Origin of the sequence: Pantoea sp. EA-12 (assembly GCF_030053355.1) — a bacterium.
Lineage (GTDB): Bacteria > Pseudomonadota > Gammaproteobacteria > Enterobacterales > Enterobacteriaceae > Pantoea > Pantoea vagans_C.
Genome location: NZ_JASGBY010000002.1, coordinates 391,703 through 413,933 on the forward strand (window position 1 = coordinate 391,703; position 22,231 = coordinate 413,933).

Consider the following 22,231-nt stretch of genomic DNA (forward strand, 5'->3'; position numbering starts at 1 on the left):
GGCCGGTAAAGGGGTGGCTACAGGGAGGTATTGCGAGGGGGACTAACGGTAAATCTCTGCGGTGCCGCTCCACAGGCTGGAATCGCCGGGTGTTTGTACGCCAATCACTCGATAGTGGCTGGCACCCGACTCTTCAGCTTTTTGCGATAGCTGGCGCGTTGCGTCATCGAACGAACCCGTTACACCGCTAATTGAAACGGTGCCCGCGCTTTGCAGGTTTTGCGCCTGCTCAGCACTGAGGGGTTGCGCCGCAAACGCGGTGAAACTTGCGGTGGCAAGCAGTGCAGCAGTCAGAATGGCAAGGGGTGTCTTCATGATTTGCTCCTGTTGTCGTCCGTTAATAAAAGTGATTACGCTGCAAATTATCAGCGATGAAATGAAAATCAGGATTAGCGGGTCGTAAAGGCGTTCAATAATTCGCCAGTTAAGTGCGTGCTATCCAGGGAAAGGTAAAGAGAAGTGGATTTCTCTGTTAAAAGTAACCTGATGTGACGATATCAGACTCGCAGCACGGCAACGGCTGCCTTATAATCCCACTCTCTTAAAAGGGTTATTGTCGTGATTGTAAAACGTCCTGTTACTCGCACCATGGCGCGGGCACTCAGCGCTATTGTGCTGCTGTCATTTCTGACCACCGGGTTGGCGCTGGTCACACTCTCCAGCAGCCTGCGTGATGCCGAAGCGGTAAATGTCGCGGGTTCATTGCGCATGCAGATTTATCGCCTCGCATGGGATAGCTCACGTGATCCGCAGCAGTTAGCGCAGCATATGCAGATCTATCAGCGGACCCTGCATTCGCCTGCCTTGCAGCATCTGGAACGCCCTTGGGTGCCAACAGAGGTCACAAACCGCTATCGCTACCTGCGTGACAGTTGGCCGATGCTGCAACAGACGCTGCAACCCGAGCGTGCTCAGGTTTATCAGCAGCAGGTCGCCAGCTACGTGAGTGAGATCGACCGCTTTGTGTTGGCCGTGCAACATTATGCTGAGCTGAAAATGCATTTGGTGGCGGGCTGCAGCCTGTTTGGCTTTCTTGCCATTGTGGCGCTGGCGCTCTGGACCATCCGCTTTATTCGCCGCAACGTGGTGCGCCCGCTCAATTCGCTGGTCACCGCCAGCCAGTATGTGGAGCAGGCGAACTTCAGCTTTCCCCCGCTGCCGATTTCCCAACCCAGCGAACTCGGTGTGCTGGCGCAGGCATTTACCACCATGGCTGAACGGCTGCATTCACACTATCGCCTGTTGGAACTGGCGGTACGGAATAAGACGGAAGATCTGACCCAAGCCAACCGAACGTTGCGGCTGTTGTATGACAGTTCACAGGTGCTCACCAGCAGCCCGCTCAACCCCGAGTTGTTCCAGGGCTTGCTGCGTCTGGTTCAGCGGCGGGAAGCGCTCACCGTATTGAAAATCCACCACGATGGAATAGATTTTCAGGCGGGCGTGGCGGAAGACGATTTGGAGTGGCAGCGCCTGCCGTTACAGCAGGAAGATCAGTTGATTGGCGAGCTAAGCTGGCAAACGCGCCGCGCGCCGCCCGCGGATGAATTATTGCAGAGTCTGGCAAATATGCTGGCGCGCTCTTTGTGGATCTGGCAAACGCAAAAACAGGTCCAGCAGATGCTATTAATAGAAGAGCGATCGACCATCGCGCGCGAACTGCATGATTCGCTGGCGCAGTCGCTCTCTTTCCTGCGCATCCAACTGACCCTCTTGCGTCGCCATGTTGATGACAGGCAGCCGCAAGCCCAGACGATCATCGCTGACTTTGACCGCGCGCTGTCCGAAGCTTATCAGCAACTGCGCGAGCTGCTGACCACCTTCCGACTGACCATTGAGCAGGCGGACCTGGTGCAGGCCATGCAAGCGATGATCGCCCCGCTACAGGAACAGTCCTCCGCTATTATCGAATTTGATTATCAACCGGGCCTGCAAACCCTGGATGCCCAGCAACAGGTGCACGTATTGCAGATTGCGCGCGAGGCGTTGCTGAATGCCATTCGCCATGCACAGGCGAAACATATCCAGATTCACTATCAGCGTGATGCAGATGCCGATCATCTGCTGACCATCGACGATGACGGCTGCGGCATTCGCAGTCTGGAAGAACCCCCAGGCCACTATGGTCTGACGATTATGACCGAGCGCGCAGCACGACTTTCCGGCACGCTGAGGATTACGCCGCAAGCGCAAGGCACGCGCGTCACGCTGCGTTTTCCGCCGCACCCCACCCACCGGCTGGTTTAACGCGATACACTGAATATGAAACGGACTTTGACTGGAGAACTTATGGCATCCCCTTCCCTGACAATCATGATCGTGGACGATCATCCACTGATGCGCCGCGGCATTCGCCAGCTACTGGCACTGGAACCGCGCCTGGAAGTGGTGGCTGAAGCCAATAATGGCACCGAAGCGCTGGCCGAAGCGCGCCGCCAGTCACCGGATGTCATTCTGCTCGACCTGAATATGAAAGGCATGTCGGGTCTGGATACGCTCAAAGCACTGCGCCATGAGGGGATTGCGGCGCGCATTTTGGTGCTGACCGTCTCTGATGCGCGAAATGATATTTATGCCATGGTCGATGCCGGGGCAGACGGCTATTTGCTCAAGGACAGCGAACCGGAACTACTGCTGGCGCAAGTGATGCGTGGCGCTCAAGGTGAGAATGTGTTTAGTGACGTGGTGGCAGAGTATCTGGCCACGCGTCAGCACAGTGCCGATCCGTTTAAACAGCTCACCGAGCGTGAAATGGATGTGCTGCAAGAAGTGGCGCGTGGCTTATCTAATAAGGAGATTGCCGCCACCTTGCATATTTCGGAAGAAACAGTAAAAGTGCACATCCGCAATCTGCTGCGCAAACTGGATGTACGCTCACGCGTGGCTGCCACCGTGCTCTGGCTGGAGCGCCGCAATGTGTAGCAGCGCACAGAAATCCAGCACGACATTTACACTTTCTCCATAATTTATCCACGATTCTCTAATTTGCGCCGCGTACAGTAAGCAGCAGCAGGAGTTTTTGGGGATAGCACCTTGCACTCCGCCGGCGTGAAGCCATTCGAGCTTCACGCTTTACATAATAAAAGTAAAAATACGCAGCTGAGGAGTGTCGGTTCCATGTCGAATTTTTTTATCGACCGCCCCATTTTTGCCTGGGTTCTGGCTATTTTGTTATGCCTGTGCGGCACATTAGCGATCATATCATTGCCCATTGAGCAGTATCCCGACCTTGCCCCACCTAACGTGCGTATCACGGCGAACTACCCCGGTGCGTCAGCGGAAACGCTGGAGAACACCGTCACCCAGGTTATCGAGCAGAACATGACCGGCATCGATAACATGATGTATATGTCCTCAAACAGCAGTAATACCGGTCAGGCGCAAATCACCCTCACCTTTACCGCTGGCACTAATCCCGATGAAGCCCGTCAGCAAGTTCAGAACCAATTACAGACCGCTCTGCGCAAACTGCCTGCCGCCGTACAATCGCAAGGTGTCACGGTGAATAAAACCGGTGACAGCAATATCCTGATGATTGCGTTTGTCTCTACCGACGGAAGTATGGACAAACAGGATATTGCAGATTATGTCGCCAGTAACATTCAGGATCCGCTCAGCCGCATTGATGGTGTCGGCCAGGTTGACGCCTACGGTTCGCAATATGCGATGCGTATCTGGCTCGATCCAAACAAACTGATTGCTTACGCACTCACCACCGATGATGTGGTCACTGCCATTGAAGCACAAAACACCCAAGTGGCCGTTGGCCAGGTCGGTGGTTTACCGTCAGTGGATAAGCAGGCACTGAATGCCACGGTGAATGCACAGTCGATGTTGCAGACACCTGAGCAGTTCCGTGCCATTACGCTGAAAACCAACACTGACGGGTCGGTGGTGACGCTCGGTGATGTGGCGGATATCGCCATGGGTGCCGAAAAATACGACTTCCTCAGCCGCTATAATGGGCAAGCGGCATCCGGTCTGGGCATCAAGCTGGCATCCGGTGCCAACGAAATGAACACCGATAAGCTGGTGCGTGCGCGGGTGGAAGAGCTGTCGCACTACTTCCCGCATGGGCTGGAAGCGAAAGTGGCGTTTGAAACCACGCCGTTTGTTAAAGCTTCGATCAAAGACGTAGTGAAGACCTTGCTGGAAGCTATTCTGCTGGTGTTCCTCGTGATGTATCTGTTCCTGCAAAACTTCCGCGCCACGCTGATTCCCACCATTGCCGTGCCGGTGGTGCTGCTCGGCACCTTTGCCGTGCTCTACGCCTGTGGGTTCAGTATTAACACCCTCACCATGTTCGCGATGGTGCTCGCCATCGGGCTATTGGTGGATGACGCCATCGTGGTGGTGGAGAACGTCGAGCGCATTATGAGCGAGGAAGGCTTATCCCCGCGCGCCGCGACGCGGAAATCGATGGGGCAAATACAGGGCGCGCTGGTGGGGATTGCGCTGGTGCTGTCAGCGGTATTTGTACCGATGGCCTTCTTTGGCGGCACGGTGGGGGCGATCTACCGCCAGTTCTCCATCACTATCGTTTCGGCGATGGTGCTGTCGGTGCTGGTGGCGATGATTCTGACGCCAGCGCTCTGCTCAACGCTGCTCAAGCCGTTGGAACAGGGGCAGCACCATGGCCGCCGAGGTTTCTTTGGCTGGTTCAACCGTCACTTCAACGCCAGTGCCGAGCGCTATGAGCGGGGTGTTGCGCGCATTTTGATGAAGGGGGGACGCTGGCTGGTGCTCTATCTCGGCATCATCGGCGTGATGGCATTTCTGTTTATTCGCCTGCCGACCTCGTTCCTGCCGCTGGAAGACCGTGGTGTGTTCCTGACGCAAGTGCAGTTACCTGCGGGGGCCACCTTACAGCAGACCTCCAACGTGGTGGCGAAAGTCGAAAACTACTACATGACCGCCGAGAAAGATAACGTGCTGTCGGTGTTCTCGACCATTGGTGCCGGTCCTGGCGGTAACGGTCAGAACGTGGCACGACTGTTTGTGCGCCTGAAAGATTGGGAGGAGCGCCCAGGCAGCGATCGTACTTCTTTCGCCATTATCGATCGCGCCACTAAAGCCTTCCACAAGATCAAAGAAGGACGGGTGATCGCCAGCAGTCCACCGGCGATTACCGGCATGGGCAGTTCGTCAGGTTTCGATATGGAGCTACAGGATCATGCCGGTATTGGGCATACCCAATTGATGGCGATGCGCGATAAATTGCTGGAACTGGCGGACAGTAATCCTTCTCTTTCACGCGTGCGCCATAACGGTCTGGATGACAGCCCGCAGCTGCAGATCGATGTCGATCAGCGTAAAGCGCAGGCGCTTGGCGTATCACTCGACACTATTAACGATACGCTGACCACCGCCTGGGGATCGACCTACGTCAATGACTTCCTCGATCGTGGCCGCGTGAAGAAGGTCTATGTGCAGGCCGCAGCGGAATTCCGCATGCTGCCAGAGGACGTCAATAAATGGTATGTGCGTAACAGCAGCGGCACCATGGTGCCCTTCTCTGCCTTTGCCACCAGCCGTTGGGAGACCGGTTCACCGCGCCTGGAGCGTTACAATGGTTACTCCTCACTGGAAATCGTCGGTGAAGCGGCTAACGGCGTGAGTAGCGGAACGGCGATGGATGTGATGGAGAAGTTGGTAGGCCAATTGCCACTCGGCGTGGGCTTCCAATGGACCGGTGCCTCTTATCAGGAACGTCTCTCTGGTTCTCAGGCCCCGGCGCTGTATGCGATTTCGCTGCTGGTGGTGTTCCTGTGTCTGGCCGCACTGTATGAGAGCTGGTCTATTCCGTTCTCGGTGATGCTGGTGGTGCCACTGGGTGTGGTCGGTGCGTTGGTTGCCACCTGGATGCGCGGGCTGGAAAATGATGTTTACTTCCAGGTCGGCTTGTTAACAGTGATTGGCTTGTCGGCAAAAAACGCCATTTTGATTGTGGAGTTTGCCAATGAAATTAACAGCAAAGGGCGTGAGCTGCTTGAATCAACGTTGGAGGCCTCTCGCCAGCGTCTGCGCCCGATTTTGATGACGTCCCTGGCGTTTATCTTTGGCGTACTGCCGATGGCCATCAGCAGTGGCGCAGGCTCCGGCAGCCAGCATGCGGTCGGTACCGGCGTGATGGGCGGGATGATCTCCGCCACGGTGCTGGCAATCTTCTTTGTGCCACTGTTCTTTGTACTGGTGCGCCGTCGCTTCCCGCTGAAAGAGAAGCCGCACGATTAAGGCATAAATGAAAACGGGGCAGCGAATCGTCGCTGCCCCGTTTAGTTTGGCCAGAATTACAGCAAGTTGGGAGTGCCCTGCTTTTCTCTTCGCGTATTACTTGTTACGTAACATCGCTTCGATGAATTCTTTCCAGTTCCCCATTTCGGTGTCAATCATACTACCCTCTCTTATTGTGAGGGCAATTCTACGCCGCTTTATGCATCAGGTGAATACGTTTACACCTTTTACTGCTGTAGATTTCACCGATAATCGCCGTCATTTTGCACAAATTGCTGGCTGACGCACATTTCAGCAACTCCCTCATCTCTAACAAGAAAGCCCACCAAAGCGGAACGGCCTCGACCTAAGGTTATTCTGATCTGGCTTACGATTCGCGCTTCGATTATCACCCAGGAAACTGTAACCGCTTTCGGCGTACAGGTGTGCGCTAATTCAAGCGTAGATGACGAATGTTGTTATCAATATGGTTCTGAATCAGGGTGAGGGTTTCCGCTGAGATAGCGCCGGGTAATTGTTCGCGGGCATGGGAGGAAAACGCACTGCCGATTTGGCAAATTTCATCAATGATGCGGCTGGCTCGATCGGCGGGAACTTCGGCTTCTTGCGCCAGACGGAGCATAGCTTTGCCGCTGATAGTCAGGGCCTCTCCCATCACATCCATCTGATGATAGCCACCCGGTCCTTCACAGAAAGTAACATCGTAAGCCGGTGCTAATTGCCATTGACCACGCTGCGTCATCAAATAAGAAAAATTCTTTGGATGGTCATCACGGTTGTTAAACACCACGTTAAACACTGCGCGTTCGAAGGCGAGTGCTTTCTCTCTCACATCGTTGGTACACAACTGAGTGGCGCGCATGAAATTGACATAGTCCAGCGCACCCGGTGAGGCATAGTCAGCGCCGGTAAAAGCGGCAAGGCTCTGCATCGGTACTCTCTGACCGTTTTGACGATCGAAACGTTTACTGGCAAATGCAGCCTGGCCATTAGGTAAACTGAAGTACTGGGTCTCAGGCGTCTGGATACCGCATAAGCGCAGGCAGTGAGCGTAGATCATTTCAATGGCGCACACTTCGGCATTCTCACCTTGCGCAGGAAACTTGACCAGCCACGCGTCGAAATCTGGGGCAACCGCCGTAGTAAACTCATTATTTTGCGGGTTGCGATAGACCAGTGCTTTAGGCCTGGCACCCTGCGGTGAGCCCCCCACCAACAGTAAACGTTGAAGCAGCTCCCTCCCCTCTCCCTGGAGGACTTCCTGTACTTCAATGGCAAGTTGATCGAGAGAGATATTTAATGACGGCTGATTGCCTTCCGCCATCATGGGTTCAAACGACATTGCCCCCATAGCATTGTTGGCAATGTAGGTAAGCCTTTCCAACGGACCGATACGGGCTGTGCTCAAACCACGGCTGCGGAATAAACGGTCCATCAACATCATTCCCCAGCCATCAGGTAAAGCGTCATAGACCGGGCCAGGCAAGCCTAGCTGATGGGCTGGAAATCCCCGTCTTAGACGAGGCCCATCAAGCGGTAGCGTATAAGCTGACAGTTGATACTGTTTTTGCAATGCGTCATTGCTGTATTCAAACACAATTTGCGGGCGGCCATTGAGCGCGTTGGTGGTGACTAAAGTTCCCCACAACCAGCGTTCTCCCCAGCCTTCGTAATAGACATCAACCCGCTCAATCATTATGTGATCCCTTCCTGATCCGCTGGCGCCCTGCACCTTTTTCATAACGCATGATATCGTCGATGTTCTCAAGTTTGGGCAAGAAGAGTGCTTCAATTTCCTTAATGCGGCCCAAAACCATGGCGACGCGAATCACGTTCTCAATGCCGACATTTTTTCCCGCTTCAAGATTGGACAAGGTATTAACACCGATGCCCGCACGGCTGGCGACCTCAGACTGGGTCATCTGTTGGACAAGCCGCTCGTTGCGTAGCCGCTCAGCGAGCAAGCTCACAACCTCATCTGGCTTACTGAAGCTGAAATTCAACATGGATGACCTGGTCGTTTGGGGGAAACATGGGAGCATTATAGCGTTTAGCCCAAAAAAAACATAACTCCCTTTAAGTAAAGCTTAAGTCGACTTTAGACACTTAAGACACAATATAATGGATTTAAAATTTACTAAATCACATAATATGGCCTGATGACGGCATGAATATCATGGCCGATTATTCAAAAAATTGATGACGTAATTGCAAGCATGACAAACGGATAAGCTGCGCGGGAAATGGCCTCAAATGTAGATTTCCTGCTATCTCGGAGCTACGCGGTATTGTTACAATCCTGCTCAGGCCTGCCCCCAAGTTCTAGCGGCAATACAGGAATCACTGACGTACCGGAGAGTACCGACAAATGACGTTTACCATGTATGGCATTAAAAACTGCGACACCATTAAAAAAGCCCGACGTTTTCTGGAGCAACAGGGCGTAGCGTTCCACTTTCATGACTATCGCGCGGATGGCTTAGAGGCCAGTCAACTGCAGGCGTTTATCGATAAACTGGGCTATGAAGCCTTGCTGAACACCCGTGGCACGACCTGGCGTAAGTTGCCAGAAGCAGAGCGTCAAGCGGTCAATAATGCCGCCAGTGCCGCCGCGCTGATGCTGGCACAGCCGTCAATCATTAAACGTCCATTGCTCTGTGCGCCAGACGGCTCTATGCTGCTCGGCTTCAATGAAGAGAACTATCAGACCTTTATCCAGGAGAAGTCATAACATGTTCTGTCCGGTAATAGAGCTGGCTCAGCAGCTGATTCGTCGTCCATCCCTTAGCCCGGATGATGCTGGTTGTCAGGCACTGCTGATTGCACGTCTCGAAGCGATTGGCTTTACGGTCGAACAGATGCATATCGGCGATACGCTGAACTTCTGGGCAACGCGCGGTCAGGGTGAAACGCTGGCGTTTGCCGGCCATACCGATGTCGTGCCACCGGGCGATGCCAATCGCTGGATGAGCCCGCCTTTCGAACCGTCCATTCGTGACGGCATGCTGTTTGGCCGAGGCGCGGCAGATATGAAAGGTTCGCTGGCAGCCATGGTGGTGGCGGCCGAGCGTTTTGTTGCTGCCAATCCACAGCATAAAGGACGCCTGGCGTTTCTGATCACCTCTGACGAAGAGGCCAGCGCCGTCAATGGTACGGTGAAGGTGGTAGAACGCCTGATGGCACGCAACGAACGCATGGATTACTGTCTGGTGGGTGAGCCTTCCAGTACTGAAATCGTGGGTGACGTGGTGAAAAATGGCCGTCGTGGTTCGATGACCGCTAACCTGACGATTCACGGCGTTCAGGGCCACGTGGCGTATCCGCATCTGGCGGATAACCCGGTACACCGTGCCATGCCAGCGTTGAATGAACTGGTCGCCACCGAGTGGGATCAGGGTAACGAATTCTTCCCACCGACCAGCATGCAGATCGCCAACGTCCAGGCCGGCACCGGCAGCAACAACGTCATTCCAGGCGAATTTTTCGTGCAGTTCAACTTCCGTTTCAGCACCCAGCTCACCGATCAGATGATCAAAGATCGGGTTGCTGAATTGCTCGATCGCCATCAGCTGCGTTACACGCTGGAGTGGAATGTTTCCGGTCAGCCGTTCCTGACCTCACGCGGAAAACTGGTCGATGCCGTGGTAAACGCTGTCGCACACTATAATGAAATCAAGCCACAGTTGCTGACCACCGGCGGCACCTCAGACGGTCGCTTTATCGCGCGTATGGGTGCACAAGTGGTGGAACTGGGCCCGGTGAATGCCACCATTCATAAGATCAATGAGTGCGTGAAAGCGTCAGATTTGCAGATGCTCAGCCGTATGTATCAGCGCATCATGGAACAGCTGATCGCCTAAGCACGCTAAAGGAGCAAGGGATGGAATTCTTAAAAGAGTACTGGTGGATCTTAGTGATCCTGCTGATGGTCGGTATCTTAATGAACGTTTATAAAGACCTAAAACGTATCGACCATAAAAAATTCATGGAAAATAAACCGGATCTGCCACCACATCGCGACTTTAACGATAAATGGGACGATGACGACGACTGGCCGAAAAAGAAATGAAGACGGTTCAAGCTTTAAGTAACGTAGCGGCGCGATTTATCGCGCCGCTACCGTTTGATATACATCATTTAAAGCATCATCACCACATCATCATCGCCGGGCTTGGCTCCGCTGAGCGCCTCGTCGAAATAACGACGTGGGACGGTATAACGCAGATGATTCAACGCTAGTTGCATGCTGCGTTCGTCAATCGCATGCGGTAAATCGTCCACCACATCCAAGGTTACATCGCCACCCAGTGCCGTCAGCCGTTGCATGGCCGCTTCGGCATGTGCCAACGGGATTTGCTCATCGTAATCACCGTGGATCAGATGCAGGGTATTGCGCGAGCTGGCGCGTTCCGGCAGCGTGGCATAGCGGCCGCTGAACACGATCGCTCTGCCCGCCAAATCAGGCTGTGCTTTGATGCCTTCCAGCACCATGGTGCCGCCTTGCGAAAAACCAACCAGCGCCGTCGCTGCTGGCTGAACGCCACTTTCCTGCTGCCAGTGACGAACCGACTCGATAAACGTAGGCATCACCGCGTCAACGCCCTGCTGTTCAGAACGGTCATGCGCCGGAATCTCCAGATACCACTGGCGCCCCTGCGGCGCGCTGGCAGGATAAGGTGCGCCGACGGCCACCACCAACGCTTCCGGGAACGCCTGCGCGAACCAGTTACCGATTTGCGCCATGGAATCAGGATTGTCGTTCACGCCGTGATACAGCAGGAACAGCTGCGCGGCCCGAGTGGGTTGCTGAACAATTACATATCGTAGTGCCATAAGATCCTCCTCAAATCACTATACGCCGCTGCTGCAGAAGTGATATTGGGAAAATTTGAACGAGATAATGGATTTATTGCAATGAGGCGAGCCGCTGTTGCCACTGCTCAGCCCGCTGCGCATCCAGCAGCATCAGCGCCTCAGCCGACTCCTGACGCAGGCGCTGCACTAAGGCTTTACGCCCACTCAATCCCGCCTGCTGCGCCACGGCAGTCAGCGCTTGTTTTTGTACCAGGATCGCCTGCAAAAGCGATCGCGGAAAAGCACGCACTAAACGCTGTAACGCCGCATAACTGGCCTCAAACGGACGCTGCGCCCAGGCGAATCCCGCCAGCAGCGGCCAATCGTCGTCACTTAATCGTTGATCGCCACCGTCCAAAGTGAGGGGAAGATCTATCATCTCGCGAAGCCATACCCAGTCACGCAGCAGACGTTGTTCGGCCCGATGCTGCAACTGCTCTCCCTGGGGCGTCAAAGCGCGTATCGCCATCGCGGCATAGCAGCCGCTACTGGCTTCCCGCTGTGAACCTATTCGTACCAGGCTAAAGCCACAGCTGCGCCAGAACTGCCACAGTGTCTCGGTATAACCAAAGCTCACCGAGAGGAAATCACATCCCTGCGCCTGCTGTTGTGCCGCTTCGACCAGTGCTTTACCGATACCCCGCTGCCGCTGCGCGGCCTGTACTGCAATGCGGCTGATACGCTGCGAACGCAAGGTTGCCGCCTCGGTAAAACCGGCATGCGCGGCCATCGACTGCGCCACCAGGTTGCCACGTGGCCGCCGCAATCCCGCCCATACAGATTCCGCGAGTTGCGGATCTAATCCTCCTTCGTCCACCAGCCATAATGCAGCCACAACACTATCGGATTGCCCGGCCAGCCAGAATTGCATGCCGGGCGCATCAAGCATGCGCCGTAGATCCAAGGGAGAGGTGCGGTAGTGGGCGCTCGCCAGCAGACGATAACCCTCTTCAAGAGAACGGATAGCGTTTTGCGGCGTCGCGGGAAAAATGGTCGTTTCGCCATCGGCTGTGCGCTCTGTCGCATCCTCAAATAACATCGCCTGACTTAGCCATTGCTCAAGCGGATCACTCGCGGACCAACGTAACGGCTCATCGAGCTGAAAATAGCGTACCTGCGGCAATGTGGCGCAAAAGCGCAACATAAATCCGCGGCCGGTGCCTTCATAGCCTTGCACGGTGGTGGTCAGCAGTACGCGTGGAAAACGCTGCACCAGCTGATGCAGCACAGGCGCAGGAATCGCAGCGGCTTCATCCACAATTAGCCACGCCGCCTGCGGCACATCTTCTGCCGCCAGGATCGCATCCGGTGCCATAAAGTGAAAATGCTCCCCGGCAAATTCGGCCAGTACCTGGGTCGAGACTTTGGCGGGCGCAGTCACTAAACAGGGTTGATGCTGCTGTGCCAGCATACCGGCCAGAGCTGATTTGCCACGTCCGCGTGCAGCAGTGATGACGGCAACACCCGGCGGCATGGCTAACAACTGTTGCAGAATTTGCGCCTGCTGCTGCGGGGCCTGGCACTGCCAGTCGGGTAAGGTCAGGCTCGCGGGCTCGCGGATGGGCTGATGCTGACTCAGCACCATCACCTGCGGGTCCTGCAGGATCAGATGCTGAAGGTGGCGTGTAAAATTTGGCGTGGCAATCGGCTCTGCCACATCCGCCCAGCGCAGGCTGTCTGCGTCAGGTTGGGCAGCCCAGGATTGCCACGGGGGAGTGAGCAGCAAGAGCCAACTGCCTGCCCGTAAAGTTCCGGCCAGCGCGGCAAAGGCTTCGGCATGGAAACCTTCACGCGCATCAAAAATGGCGTGCAGGAATTCACGGCCCAGCAAGGTGCGCAAAGCGGCGGGGGACACGTGCTGCGGGAAATCCTCGCTGTCGCTGAGCGTTAACCAGTCACCGGATAATGCGGCGCGCCAGGCAGCCGTCTGCTGCAGGGCCCATTCCGCTTCACCGGCAATCACACACAGACGTCTTATCCCCGCACGCTGCATGGCGTCGGTGATCGCAGGCAACCGCATCAGTTGGTCGCGAAGGTGTTGCAATCACCCGGATTGCCGCTATCAAATCCGCGTTTGAACCACGTATAGCGTTGCTGCGATGTACCGTGTGTGAAGCTGTCTGGCACCACGCGGCCCTGGCTTTTCTGCTGGAGGCGGTCATCCCCTATCGCTTCAGCCGCATTGAGCGCTTTCTGCAGATCCCCCACTTCCAGCATATTTTGCTGCTGTACGTAGTGGCCCCACACGCCAGCAAAACAGTCGGCCTGTAGCTCCATTTTCACCGACAGTTGGTTAGCCTGTACCTGGCTGGCTCCCTGCTGCAGCTGACGGACTTTGGCCTCAATGCCGAGCAATTTCTGGATGTGATGGCCCACTTCATGCGCGATCACATAGCCTTGGGCAAAATCACCGCCGGCTCCGAGTTTGGTTTTCATGTCATCGTAGAATGAGAGATCGATGTAGACGGTTTGATCTGCCGGGCAGTAAAACGGCCCCATCGCGGACTGGCCGGTACCGCAATTTGTGGACGTGTAGTTACGGTACATCACCAACTTAGGCGGCACGTACTGTTTGCCCATTTTCTGGAACAGCGTGCTCCAGGTATCTTCCGTGGTGGCCAGCATCACCTTGGTGAATTTGGCATCTTCATTATCCTGTGCTGAATTCACCGGACGCTGTTGTTGCTGTTGCGAGACGGGTGCGCCTCCTTCCAGTAGCGCCGTGAGGTCATAACCATAATAACCGGCCACAGCCACCACAATTAACAGGATAATACCGCCCTTGCCACGCGGGATGCGGATTTGCCGCCCACCGCCGCCGCCCAATCCGGGTGAATCATTGCGGCGATCTTCTACATTGTCGCTCTCACGACGACCTTGCCAGCGCATGGCCTGCTCCTGTTTAAGAGGTTTTGCATGATTTTAGTTTGCAGCATGGCTAATCACCAGCATTGCGACGCCAGCGTGACGAGATTGAGAGAAAGGAGGCGACAAAAAAGAAAAGGTCGCCATAAATGACGACCCTACATCAGGCTGGTACGGTCTCATAAGGTACGCATTAATGCGCACCGATGAGCATTAATCCAGCTTCACACCCAGACGATGTGCCACTTCTTCATACGCTTCAATCAGGCCACCCAGGCTCTGACGGAAACGGTCTTTATCCATTTTGTCCATGGTCTCTTTGTCCCACAGACGTGCGCCGTCTGGCGAGAACTCATCGCCCAGCGTCACTTCGCCGTTGAATAAACCGAACTCCAGTTTGAAATCGACGAGGATTAAGCCTGCGTCATCAAACAGTTTGCTCAGCACGTCATTGGCTTTAAAGGTCAGTTCCTGCATGCGGGCCAGATTGGCTTTGCTTACCCAGCCAAATGTCTCGCAATAAGATTCGTTAACCATCGGGTCGTGTTTGGCGTCATCTTTCAGGAAAAGATCAAACAGCGGTGGATTGAGCAGCATGCCCTCTTCCACGCCCAGACGTTTCACCAGCGATCCTGCCGCGCGGTTACGAACCACGCACTCTACCGGCACCATCTCCAGCTTTTTCACCAGCGCTTCGTTATCCGACAGCAGCGCTTCCATCTGGGTCGGGATGCCCGCTTCCTGCAATTTGGTCATGATGAAATGGTTGAACTTGTTGTTCACCATCCCTTTACGATCAAACTGCTCGATTCGTGCACCGTCTCCTGCTGACGTATCGTTGCGGAATTCGAGTACCAGCAGATCCGGATTATCGGTGCTGTATACGGTTTTCGCTTTACCGCGATACAACTCAGCTCGCTTTTGCATCTTGTTAACTCCAAACATGAAAGAACCCGTTCAGCGGTGTTTCACCGCGCGATGACTGCCTGACGCAATCGTTTACTTCGCCGGGCGCTATTATACACAAATTAATTCGAGATACAGGAAGGCGGTAAAAGAGAGCGTCCCGATGAGCTGACTCAAGTCAGTGATTCGGGTGAACGAGAGCAGCCAACGCATCTGTAGCTTGAAGTATTTGTGTCTATGCCAAATCCAAACAAAAGGGCCGGAAATCTCCGGCCCTTTGGCAATTTATTTGTTCAGTGCACCTTGGAACACGGCCACCAGCGCATCATTCTGCGACTGAGTGAGCACATGGCCCTTAGGATCGATGAACTGCAGACTGCTGCGGTTATCCAAATCGCCAACCTGCAATTTGTAATCGCCGTTTGGCAGTTCTGGATCTTTCGCACCAATCGCATCAAACGCGCTGCTGCCTGGCTGCTTGTATGTCACTTTCAGACTACCCTGTGAACGGTTGTCATCAGTCACTTCCATGCCCATACGTTTCAGTGCCGCTGGCAGACGCTGCCAGGTAACGTTAAACGGTGAGCGCAGGACCAACATTGGCAGGCCGGTATCATCGGCGCCGCTCTGGACATCAATCTGTCCGGTCGCGCGGCCCGCAGCGGCATCTGCGCTGGCGGTATCGATTTTATCCAGACCGGTACTGATGTCGTTCAGCATCTGAGCAGTGTAGCGCTGAACCTGCGCTGGTGATGTCACCGCCTGGCCATTCTGCTGCAGTTCCAGCAGACGAACGGTCAGCACCTGCTGATAGCTCTGGTTCTGTACGCTGATCTGATAGCGTCCGCGATACTGGTTGTCTTCATCCGCGCGATTCCACTGTACCCAATCGGTCGTCAGCTGCTGCGCCGCATCATCACGCTGCGCAATCGGGAACTTGTAAGACTGCACCACGTTAACCACCTGGGACCAGATGGAACCACGGCTACTCTCTACCGCCAGCACGCCAGTATTGCCAGTGAACTGAGCACGCGTGCCGTTCAGCAATGCCAGTGGCTGAGCTGGAGGACGAATATCCAACTCTTTACCTACAGCACCCTTCGCGACGGTGTGCGGCACATCATAATCACCATTCTGCAGCGGCAGAATCATGCCCGCTGGGGCTTTTAAATCATGCAGTTCAGGCGCCTGCAGGTAAGATTCATCACCGCTGACCTGGCGCTTATAACGCTGATCGCTGGAACAAGCTGTTAGCAGCATCAGGGTGGACAAGCCCACCACGGTTGCCAGCGTCGAGCGCTTAACTGAATAACTCATTGATTCTCCCTAATTTATCGCAGACCCGCTTTAATCAGCGCTTGGGCCGTTTTCGCCTGACCCGCTTCGGTCAGTGGCGTCATTGGCAAGCGCAGCGTGTCATCTGCGATTAATCCTAGCTGTTTCGCTGCCCATTTGACTGGGATTGGATTCGGTTCACAGAAAAGCGTCTGGTGCAGATGCATCAGGCGCTGATTCAGGCGACGCGCTTCAGCAAATTGACCCTGTTGCGCTAAGGCACAGAGTTCAACCATTTCACGTGCTGCAATATTAGCCGTGACCGAAATGACGCCTTTGCCGCCCAGTTGCATTGAGTCCAGTGCCGTGGCGTCATCGCCGCTCACAATAACGAACTCATCATTAACCAGCTCTTGGATCTGAGAAATACGCGATAAGTTCCCGGTGGCCTCTTTGATTCCGATAATATTTTTAATTTCGGCCAGACGAGCAACGGTTTCAGGCAGCATATCGCAGCCGGTACGCGAAGGGACGTTATACAGCATCTGTGGCAGGTCGGTGCTTTCCGCAATCGCTTTAAAGTGCTGGAACAGACCTTCCTGAGTAGGGCGATTGTAGTAAGGCGTGACGGTCAGACAACCCACGACACCGGTGCCTGTGAAGCGCTTAGTGAGGGAAATACCTTCCGCAGTGGCGTTTGCACCGGTGCCCGCGATGACCGGAATGCGACCATCTGCCAATTCCAGGGTTTGCATGACCACATCACCATGCTCGTCATGGCTCAGGGTGGCAGACTCGCCGGTGGTTCCAACAGAAACAATTGCCGCGGTGCCGCTGGCAACATGATAATCAATCAGTTTTTTCAAACTCTCGCGGCAGACATTGCCTTTTTCATTCATTGGCGTAATGAGCGCAACAATACTTCCGGTGAACATGGGCTATCCCCTCGACAAACAAGTGCCTCATGTTACGTTTTACCTCGAAAGAAAAGCAAGTGAGCCAAGCCATTCCCGCGCTTGTCAGCAGTTTTTTTTATGTTTACCTTATGGTTATTAGCGAACGTACAGGAAATGTCATTTTGTCGCAGTCACAGCCTCACCATTTGGTGATTACCGCCTTGGGCGTCGATCGTCCGGGAATCGTCAATACTATCACCCGCCACGTCAGCAGCTGCGGTTGTAATATCGAAGACAGCCGCCTGGCCATGCTCGGTGATGAGTTCACCTTTATCATGCTGCTTTCTGGCAGCTGGAACGCGATTACCCTGATTGAATCAACGCTGCCAATGAAAGGCGCCGAGCTGGAACTGCTGATCGTGATGAAGCGAACCAACGCGCGTGTCACCCCGCCCATGCCCGCTACCGTTTGGGTGCAGGTAGAAGTGCCGGATTCGCCCCACATCATCGAGCGCTTCACCGATCTGTTCGACAAACATCAAATGAACATCGCTGAACTGGTTTCTCGTATCCAGCCCGCCCAGGAAGGTATCCCGCCGACGCTCTATGTGCAGATGACCGCACACAGCCCGAATAACCATGCCAGCGCACCGTTTGAACAAGCCTTCAACAAACTGTGTGAAGAACTGCATGCACAAGGCTCAATTCGTCTTTATAGTGTCACCGACGATGCCAGTAGCACCGCATAATCTTAATCCGGGTTATTTCTCCACACACTCTGCCGTTGTGGCATACCGTGTAGTGAAATAACCCAGAGGGTGTAAAACCCACAGCATGAAAAAAATGGAGAGTTGTGATGAATCCACTGAAAGCCGGTGATACCGCACCGAAATTTAGCTTGCCCGATCAGGACGGCGAACAAGTAAATTTGGCCGACTTCCAGGGACAGCGCGTTCTGGTGTACTTCTATCCGAAAGCCATGACGCCGGGTTGCACCGTACAGGCCTGTGGTCTGCGCGACAACATGGATCAGTTGAAAACCGTGGGTGTGGAAGTGCTGGGCATCAGCACTGACAAACCTGAAAAACTGTCACGCTTTGCTGAGAAAGAAGTGCTGAATTTCACACTGCTATCCGATGAAGATCATCAAGTGTGTGAGCAGTTTGGCGTTTGGGGTGAAAAAACCTTTATGGGTAAAACCTATGACGGCATTCACCGCATCAGCTTCCTGATTGATGGCAACGGCAAGGTAGAGAAAGTCTTCGACGATTTCAAAACGTCAAACCACCACGACATCGTGTTGGATTATTTGAAGTCCGCCTGATAGCAAACGGGTGCACACTGTGCACCCGTTTCTTTTAAGCCTGATGCTGTTCCAGCGAGGTTTCTGGCCACGCGCGCACCACGGCTTTAATCAGGGTGGCCAGCGGAATGGCAAAGAACACCCCCCAAAAGCCCCACATCCCGCCGAAAATCACCACCGAGAGAATAATCACCAGAGGGTGAAGATTGACGGCCTCCGAGAACAAAACCGGCACCAGCACATTGCCGTCCAGCGCTTGCACCACCAGATAGACGATAAACATCGTCCAGAAATCGCTGCCTAAGCCCCACTGGAACAGACCCACGCCGATCACGGGTATCGTAACCACCATGGCGCCGATGTAAGGAATCAGCACTGAAATGCCTACCAGTACCGCCAGCAACAGCGCGTAGTTGAGGCCGAGCACCAGGAATGCAATCCAGGTGACAAATCCGACCGCCACCATCTCCAGCACTTTGCCGCGAATATAGTTGGTGATCTGCTGATTCATCTCCTGCCACACCACGCCCGCTAAGCCTCGATTGCGCGGCAAGACACGGCGCACAGCATTGAGCATCTGCTCTTTATCTTTGAGCAGGAAAAACACCATCAGCGGCACCAGCACCAGATAGATCATCAGCGTCATCAACCCCACCAGCGAGGCCAGTGAGTACTTCACTAATGATTCACCCAGCCCCGTCAGGCGGCTGCGGAGATTCTCGACGATGATGTCGATGATGCCTGCATCCACCAGAGCCGGGAAACGCTTTGGCAGGCCTGCGGCATAGACGTAGAGCTTATTGAGCATATTGGGCAGGTCACGCAGCAAGTTAATGCCCTGCTGCCAGGCCACCGGGGCGACGATGAGGACCATCACCAACAAAATCCCGGCGAACACGATCAATACCGCGCTGGTTGCACAGGTCCGGCTGCATCCCAGACGTTGTAAACGTACCGTTGGCCATTCCAGTAAGTAAGCCAGAACCAGTGCCACCAGCAACGGAGCCAGCAAGCTACTGAAGAAGAACAGGATACAAAACGCCATCAGCAGAATGACCAGCAAACCTATCGCCTGCGGGTCGCTAAAACGACGTTTATACCATTGATAAAGCAGAGCCAGCATTTCACTTCCTTGGTGCCAAAAACAAGTCGACGATTGTACAGAAATACCTGGTGCGCATAAATGCGCACCCTACAACGTCGGGTTGACCAAACGGCATGCCGCATCGACCACATGAAACCGAATACCCACCCAAGTCGCACAGGCCATTGTAGGGGCGCCATTGATGGCGACCGGGTAAATCAGTGCGTAATGCTGCTGACCAGCGCATCCTGGCCGGCAATCATCACGCAGTTACGTCCGGCATGTTTCGCCTGATACAGGGCTGCATCGGCCTGTTTAAGGCTCTGCTCATGGGTACCATTTTCAACATCCCAGTGGGCGACCCCCACAGACAGCGTGATGTGACCAACATGGTCAATCCAGCTCTCAGCAATACTGGTGCGCACTCGCTCGGCAATCATGCGGGCTTCTTCCGTGGATGTAGCAGGCAGCAGCATCAAAAACTCTTCGCCGCCGTTACGACACACCACATCAGTTTGCCGTGCGCTGTGGCGCAGTGTACGCGCCACCTGCTTGATCACTTCATCACCGACATCGTGACCAAAGTTATCGTTAACGCGTTTGAAATGGTCGATATCCAATGCCAGCACGGCATAGGGTTGCCGCATGGTATCGAAATAGTCGAGCACCGCGCTGAGTCCACGGCGGTTCAGCAGGCTGGTCATCGGGTCGGTCTGCACTTCCGATTTCAGACGCCCAATTTTATCCTGCACTAAACCAATACCGGTCAGTAGCGCACGTTTGACCTGTGCAGCCTCGAAATACCATGCGCGAATACCACCGATTTCGCTGGAAACACCTTGGGTATCCATCTGGCTGGCCTTTCGTGCCAGTTGCCACAGTGGCAATGCAATCAGGCGGGCAAAAATCACGGCCATCAGCAAGGTCAGCAGTGCAAACGGCACCGAATTTTTCAGCACTTTCAGCAGTAGCCCAGAAAGCGGTTGCAGCGTGACATCGGTTGGCTTGAGTGCCACCACCATCCAGCCCGTGGTCGGCACAATGGCATAACCCGCCAGCTTAGGGGTGCCATCCTCGGTTAATTGCACTTCGCCATTGGTGCTCTCTTTACGTTCGCGTTCGCTGACGATCTCCGGCACGGTTTTACCAATCAGTTGGCTGTTTTGGTGATAAAGCACCTGATTGTTGCGGTCCATGACATACACATGCGTGCCATCGCGATAGAACTGCTCGCCGAGTAATGCGTTGAGGATACTTTTCTTCTTCAGATAGATGGTGCCGCCCACATAGCCGAGGTAACGCCCTTCATTGCTCCATATAGGCCAGGAAACAAACACAATCAGGTTGTTCGCTGCTGAGATTGTGGGTTTGCTGACCATCGGCTGACGCTGCGCCAGCGCCTCCCGCGAGGCCTGGCTGGTGAGCTGCATGCCTTTCAGCATCAGCGACTCCGGGGAAATCGCTTTCACGATACCGTCCGTCCCCACCACCGCGACCGAGTTAAAACTGTTGGTCTGCTCACGTAACCGATTCACTTCCTGCTGTGCCAGCGCCGTATTGTCAAAGTCTTTACCCAGCTGTGTCGCACTGTAGTGCAGTTGAGACTGCGCCAACTGAAAGAAGACTTCAGTGGTAGCGGCCAGCTTAGTGGCGTAAGCGCGGTTGGCTTCGAGGGTGCTTTCGATCAGGACCATGCGCTGCACACGCCAGGTGGCGTACAGCGTATTGGCGAGAGTGATGACGATACTGGTGATCGCCAGCAACGCGATCAGCGTTCGCAGGTCGGTTTTCGGCCGGATGCGCGTTAGCATGACGCAGCCGCCCTGGTGAATAGGTTCATCATTCGTGTGCCTGACAATATAGTTATAGTTGGACTAGCTACCCCTGGTGAGGGAACCGCCAATTGTACACCTGTAAACCAAATTGAGCACGAACCATCCTGTCAGACACGCGTAATTATTCAGCAAACATCGGTGCTAATCGATCAACCCATTAGCATCATAAAATGGCCATGGGCCAGGATAATCGCCAATCGCACACTGATGGGTGGTCATGCCCTGTTGCGGGTGCCAGCGATGCAGCAGGAATCCCGGCGGTTCCAGCACAAAGTTGGCCGGTCCATTTTCAGATAAATCAAAGGCCACCTGATGCGATACGCCAGGCGCAACACAGGCTAATGTTCCGGCGAACCGCGCCTGCACCGAGCGATGCAGATGGCCGCTCAGGACACGCTCAACTTGTGGATGGCGGGCAATGATGTTTGCCAGTGCCTCAGGATTACGCAGCGGCTGCTTGTCCATATGGCCGATGCCAGAAACTAAAGGGGGATGATGCAGCATCACCAGTGTCGGTAGCTGAGGTTCGCGCGATAACTGCTCTTCCAGCCAATCCAGCTGCGCCTCATCCACATAACCCCAGGGCTGCTGCGGCACGCTGGAATCCAGCGCCAGCAGCTGTACGCCTTTCACCCGCGCCTGCCAGTTCAGCGTTTCACCGTGCTGCAAGTAGTGGTGATCCGGAAACGCGGCACGTAACTGCTGGCGATCGTCGTGGTTGCCAGGCATGAGCATAAAGGGCAGCTGCAGCCGACGCAGCGCCGTGCGCAGCGTTTGGTACTCTTCAGCGGTGCCAAAATCCACTAAGTCGCCAGTAATCACCACTTTATCCGGGCGCGGTGTCAGACGATTTAACGTCTCAATCACCCGCAGCAATGCCGCCTGGGTATCGACTTTTTTATACGACAGGCGACCGTTCGCCTTGATGTGTAAGTCACTAATTTGCGCAATCAGCGTCAATGCTTCAGACACGAATCTC

Annotated in this window: 21 protein-coding genes; 8 read left to right on the forward strand and 13 right to left on the reverse strand. The window is 54.6% G+C overall.

Annotated elements, in window-relative coordinates:
* Window positions 1–42: 42 nt before the first annotated feature.
* The gene (locus QMZ30_RS04525) at window positions 43–315 is read right to left on the reverse strand and encodes a YdgH/BhsA/McbA-like domain containing protein (protein ID WP_283226535.1); all 273 of its coding nucleotides are present in this window, start codon (window positions 313–315) and stop codon (window positions 43–45) included.
* Window positions 316–558: 243 nt separating this feature from the next.
* On the opposite strand from QMZ30_RS04525, the gene narQ reads away from it, so the two are divergent.
* The 3 genes from narQ to acrD all read left to right on the forward strand — a co-directional run bounded on the left by narQ (window position 559) and on the right by acrD (window position 6,234).
* The gene (gene narQ, locus QMZ30_RS04530; protein WP_283226536.1) at window positions 559–2,247 is read left to right on the forward strand and encodes a nitrate/nitrite two-component system sensor histidine kinase NarQ; all 1,689 of its coding nucleotides are present in this window, start codon (window positions 559–561) and stop codon (window positions 2,245–2,247) included.
* Between the two features lie 42 nt (window positions 2,248–2,289).
* Complete coding sequence (locus tag QMZ30_RS04535) at window positions 2,290–2,922, forward strand: response regulator (protein ID WP_283226537.1); 633 nt, start codon at window positions 2,290–2,292, stop codon at window positions 2,920–2,922.
* 195 nt (window positions 2,923–3,117) lie between these two features.
* On the forward strand, window positions 3,118–6,234 hold the full coding sequence (gene acrD / locus QMZ30_RS04540; RefSeq protein ID WP_283226538.1) for a multidrug efflux RND transporter permease AcrD: 3,117 nt from the start codon (window positions 3,118–3,120) through the stop codon (window positions 6,232–6,234).
* Window positions 6,235–6,330: 96 nt separating this feature from the next.
* Here the strand turns inward: acrD and ypfM are convergent, their stop codons facing one another.
* The 3 genes from ypfM to QMZ30_RS04550 all read right to left on the reverse strand — a co-directional run bounded on the left by ypfM (window position 6,331) and on the right by QMZ30_RS04550 (window position 8,240).
* Window positions 6,331–6,393 carry a protein YpfM gene (gene ypfM / locus QMZ30_RS25855; protein ID WP_139015967.1) on the reverse strand — a complete coding sequence of 21 codons (63 nt, stop codon included), beginning with the start codon at window positions 6,391–6,393 and terminating at the stop codon, window positions 6,331–6,333.
* Window positions 6,394–6,664: 271 nt separating this feature from the next.
* A complete protein-coding gene (locus QMZ30_RS04545; RefSeq protein WP_283226539.1) occupies window positions 6,665–7,930 on the reverse strand; it encodes a type II toxin-antitoxin system HipA family toxin in 1,266 nt (421 codons plus the stop codon).
* Window positions 7,923–8,240, reverse strand: a complete 318-nt coding sequence (locus tag QMZ30_RS04550; RefSeq protein ID WP_283226540.1) for a helix-turn-helix domain-containing protein — start codon at window positions 8,238–8,240, stop codon at window positions 7,923–7,925. The genes QMZ30_RS04545 and QMZ30_RS04550 overlap by 8 nt, the downstream gene beginning before the upstream one ends.
* Window positions 8,241–8,602: 362 nt before the next feature.
* Here QMZ30_RS04550 and QMZ30_RS04555 point away from each other — a divergent pair, with 362 nt between their 5' ends.
* The 3 genes from QMZ30_RS04555 to QMZ30_RS04565 are packed head-to-tail and all read left to right on the forward strand — an operon-like array spanning window position 8,603 to window position 10,303.
* The gene (locus tag QMZ30_RS04555) at window positions 8,603–8,965 is read left to right on the forward strand and encodes an ArsC family reductase (RefSeq protein ID WP_283226541.1); all 363 of its coding nucleotides are present in this window, start codon (window positions 8,603–8,605) and stop codon (window positions 8,963–8,965) included.
* Window position 8,966: 1 nt separating this feature from the next.
* Entirely contained in the window at window positions 8,967–10,094 is a 1,128-nt protein-coding gene (dapE, locus tag QMZ30_RS04560; protein WP_039329754.1) for a succinyl-diaminopimelate desuccinylase, read from the forward strand.
* 20 nt (window positions 10,095–10,114) lie between these two features.
* Window positions 10,115–10,303, forward strand: a complete 189-nt coding sequence (locus QMZ30_RS04565; protein WP_039329756.1) for a YpfN family protein — start codon at window positions 10,115–10,117, stop codon at window positions 10,301–10,303.
* A gap of 68 nt (window positions 10,304–10,371) precedes the next feature.
* Here QMZ30_RS04565 and ypfH read toward each other — a convergent pair whose 3' ends face one another.
* From ypfH to dapA, 6 genes are all read right to left on the reverse strand, one after another.
* Window positions 10,372–11,067: an esterase gene (gene ypfH / locus QMZ30_RS04570; RefSeq protein ID WP_283226542.1), complete on the reverse strand. Its 696-nt coding sequence runs from the start codon at window positions 11,065–11,067 to the stop codon at window positions 10,372–10,374.
* Between the two features lie 73 nt (window positions 11,068–11,140).
* Window positions 11,141–13,108 carry a tRNA(Met) cytidine acetyltransferase TmcA gene (locus tag QMZ30_RS04575; RefSeq protein ID WP_283226543.1) on the reverse strand — a complete coding sequence of 656 codons (1,968 nt, stop codon included), beginning with the start codon at window positions 13,106–13,108 and terminating at the stop codon, window positions 11,141–11,143.
* Window positions 13,108–13,977, reverse strand: a complete 870-nt coding sequence (ypfJ, locus tag QMZ30_RS04580; RefSeq protein ID WP_039329762.1) for a KPN_02809 family neutral zinc metallopeptidase — start codon at window positions 13,975–13,977, stop codon at window positions 13,108–13,110. The genes QMZ30_RS04575 and ypfJ overlap by 1 nt, the downstream gene beginning before the upstream one ends.
* 189 nt (window positions 13,978–14,166) lie before the next feature.
* The gene (gene purC / locus QMZ30_RS04585; protein ID WP_034825771.1) at window positions 14,167–14,880 is read right to left on the reverse strand and encodes a phosphoribosylaminoimidazolesuccinocarboxamide synthase; all 714 of its coding nucleotides are present in this window, start codon (window positions 14,878–14,880) and stop codon (window positions 14,167–14,169) included.
* A 264-nt stretch (window positions 14,881–15,144) separates the two neighbouring features.
* A complete protein-coding gene (gene bamC / locus QMZ30_RS04590; protein ID WP_039329763.1) occupies window positions 15,145–16,176 on the reverse strand; it encodes an outer membrane protein assembly factor BamC in 1,032 nt (343 codons plus the stop codon).
* A gap of 14 nt (window positions 16,177–16,190) precedes the next feature.
* A complete protein-coding gene (dapA, locus tag QMZ30_RS04595) occupies window positions 16,191–17,069 on the reverse strand; it encodes a 4-hydroxy-tetrahydrodipicolinate synthase (protein WP_283226544.1) in 879 nt (292 codons plus the stop codon).
* A 110-nt stretch (window positions 17,070–17,179) separates the two neighbouring features.
* Between dapA and QMZ30_RS04600 the strand changes: the two genes are divergently transcribed.
* Window positions 17,180–17,779 carry a glycine cleavage system transcriptional repressor gene (locus QMZ30_RS04600; protein ID WP_502921465.1) on the forward strand — a complete coding sequence of 200 codons (600 nt, stop codon included), beginning with the start codon at window positions 17,180–17,182 and terminating at the stop codon, window positions 17,777–17,779.
* Window positions 17,780–17,886: 107 nt separating this feature from the next.
* On the forward strand, window positions 17,887–18,354 hold the full coding sequence (gene bcp / locus QMZ30_RS04605; protein ID WP_039329769.1) for a thioredoxin-dependent thiol peroxidase: 468 nt from the start codon (window positions 17,887–17,889) through the stop codon (window positions 18,352–18,354).
* A 34-nt stretch (window positions 18,355–18,388) separates the two neighbouring features.
* On the opposite strand, the gene QMZ30_RS04610 is transcribed toward bcp, so the two are convergent.
* The 3 genes from QMZ30_RS04610 to QMZ30_RS04620 all read right to left on the reverse strand — a co-directional run bounded on the left by QMZ30_RS04610 (window position 18,389) and on the right by QMZ30_RS04620 (window position 22,224).
* On the reverse strand, window positions 18,389–19,456 hold the full coding sequence (locus QMZ30_RS04610) for an AI-2E family transporter (protein WP_283226546.1): 1,068 nt from the start codon (window positions 19,454–19,456) through the stop codon (window positions 18,389–18,391).
* A gap of 179 nt (window positions 19,457–19,635) precedes the next feature.
* Window positions 19,636–21,228 carry a sensor domain-containing diguanylate cyclase gene (locus tag QMZ30_RS04615; RefSeq protein ID WP_283226547.1) on the reverse strand — a complete coding sequence of 531 codons (1,593 nt, stop codon included), beginning with the start codon at window positions 21,226–21,228 and terminating at the stop codon, window positions 19,636–19,638.
* A 165-nt stretch (window positions 21,229–21,393) separates the two neighbouring features.
* Window positions 21,394–22,224, reverse strand: a complete 831-nt coding sequence (locus QMZ30_RS04620; protein WP_283226548.1) for a phosphodiesterase — start codon at window positions 22,222–22,224, stop codon at window positions 21,394–21,396.
* Window positions 22,225–22,231: the final 7 nt, after the last annotated feature.

Excerpts from the sequence above, each read along its gene's own strand:
- acrD (WP_283226538.1), top strand. The coding sequence starts at position 3,118 with ATGTCGAATTTTTTTATCGACCGCCCCATTTTTGCCTGGGTTCTGGCT.
- ypfH (WP_283226542.1), bottom strand. The coding sequence starts at position 11,067 with ATGGCACTACGATATGTAATTGTTCAGCAACCCACTCGGGCCGCGCAG.
- bcp (WP_039329769.1), top strand. The coding sequence starts at position 17,887 with ATGAATCCACTGAAAGCCGGTGATACCGCACCGAAATTTAGCTTGCCC.
- purC (WP_034825771.1), bottom strand. The coding sequence starts at position 14,880 with ATGCAAAAGCGAGCTGAGTTGTATCGCGGTAAAGCGAAAACCGTATAC.
- QMZ30_RS04565 (WP_039329756.1), top strand. The coding sequence starts at position 10,115 with ATGGAATTCTTAAAAGAGTACTGGTGGATCTTAGTGATCCTGCTGATG.
- QMZ30_RS04535 (WP_283226537.1), top strand. The coding sequence starts at position 2,290 with ATGGCATCCCCTTCCCTGACAATCATGATCGTGGACGATCATCCACTG.
- bamC (WP_039329763.1), bottom strand. The coding sequence starts at position 16,176 with ATGAGTTATTCAGTTAAGCGCTCGACGCTGGCAACCGTGGTGGGCTTG.
- dapA (WP_283226544.1), bottom strand. The coding sequence starts at position 17,069 with ATGTTCACCGGAAGTATTGTTGCGCTCATTACGCCAATGAATGAAAAA.
- ypfJ (WP_039329762.1), bottom strand. The coding sequence starts at position 13,977 with ATGCGCTGGCAAGGTCGTCGTGAGAGCGACAATGTAGAAGATCGCCGC.
- QMZ30_RS04525 (WP_283226535.1), bottom strand. The coding sequence starts at position 315 with ATGAAGACACCCCTTGCCATTCTGACTGCTGCACTGCTTGCCACCGCA.
- QMZ30_RS04550 (WP_283226540.1), bottom strand. The coding sequence starts at position 8,240 with ATGTTGAATTTCAGCTTCAGTAAGCCAGATGAGGTTGTGAGCTTGCTC.
- QMZ30_RS04610 (WP_283226546.1), bottom strand. The coding sequence starts at position 19,456 with ATGCTGGCTCTGCTTTATCAATGGTATAAACGTCGTTTTAGCGACCCG.
- QMZ30_RS04615 (WP_283226547.1), bottom strand. The coding sequence starts at position 21,228 with ATGCTAACGCGCATCCGGCCGAAAACCGACCTGCGAACGCTGATCGCG.
- QMZ30_RS04575 (WP_283226543.1), bottom strand. The coding sequence starts at position 13,108 with ATGCGGTTGCCTGCGATCACCGACGCCATGCAGCGTGCGGGGATAAGA.
- dapE (WP_039329754.1), top strand. The coding sequence starts at position 8,967 with ATGTTCTGTCCGGTAATAGAGCTGGCTCAGCAGCTGATTCGTCGTCCA.
- QMZ30_RS04600 (WP_502921465.1), top strand. The coding sequence starts at position 17,180 with ATGGTTATTAGCGAACGTACAGGAAATGTCATTTTGTCGCAGTCACAG.
- QMZ30_RS04545 (WP_283226539.1), bottom strand. The coding sequence starts at position 7,930 with ATGATTGAGCGGGTTGATGTCTATTACGAAGGCTGGGGAGAACGCTGG.
- QMZ30_RS04555 (WP_283226541.1), top strand. The coding sequence starts at position 8,603 with ATGACGTTTACCATGTATGGCATTAAAAACTGCGACACCATTAAAAAA.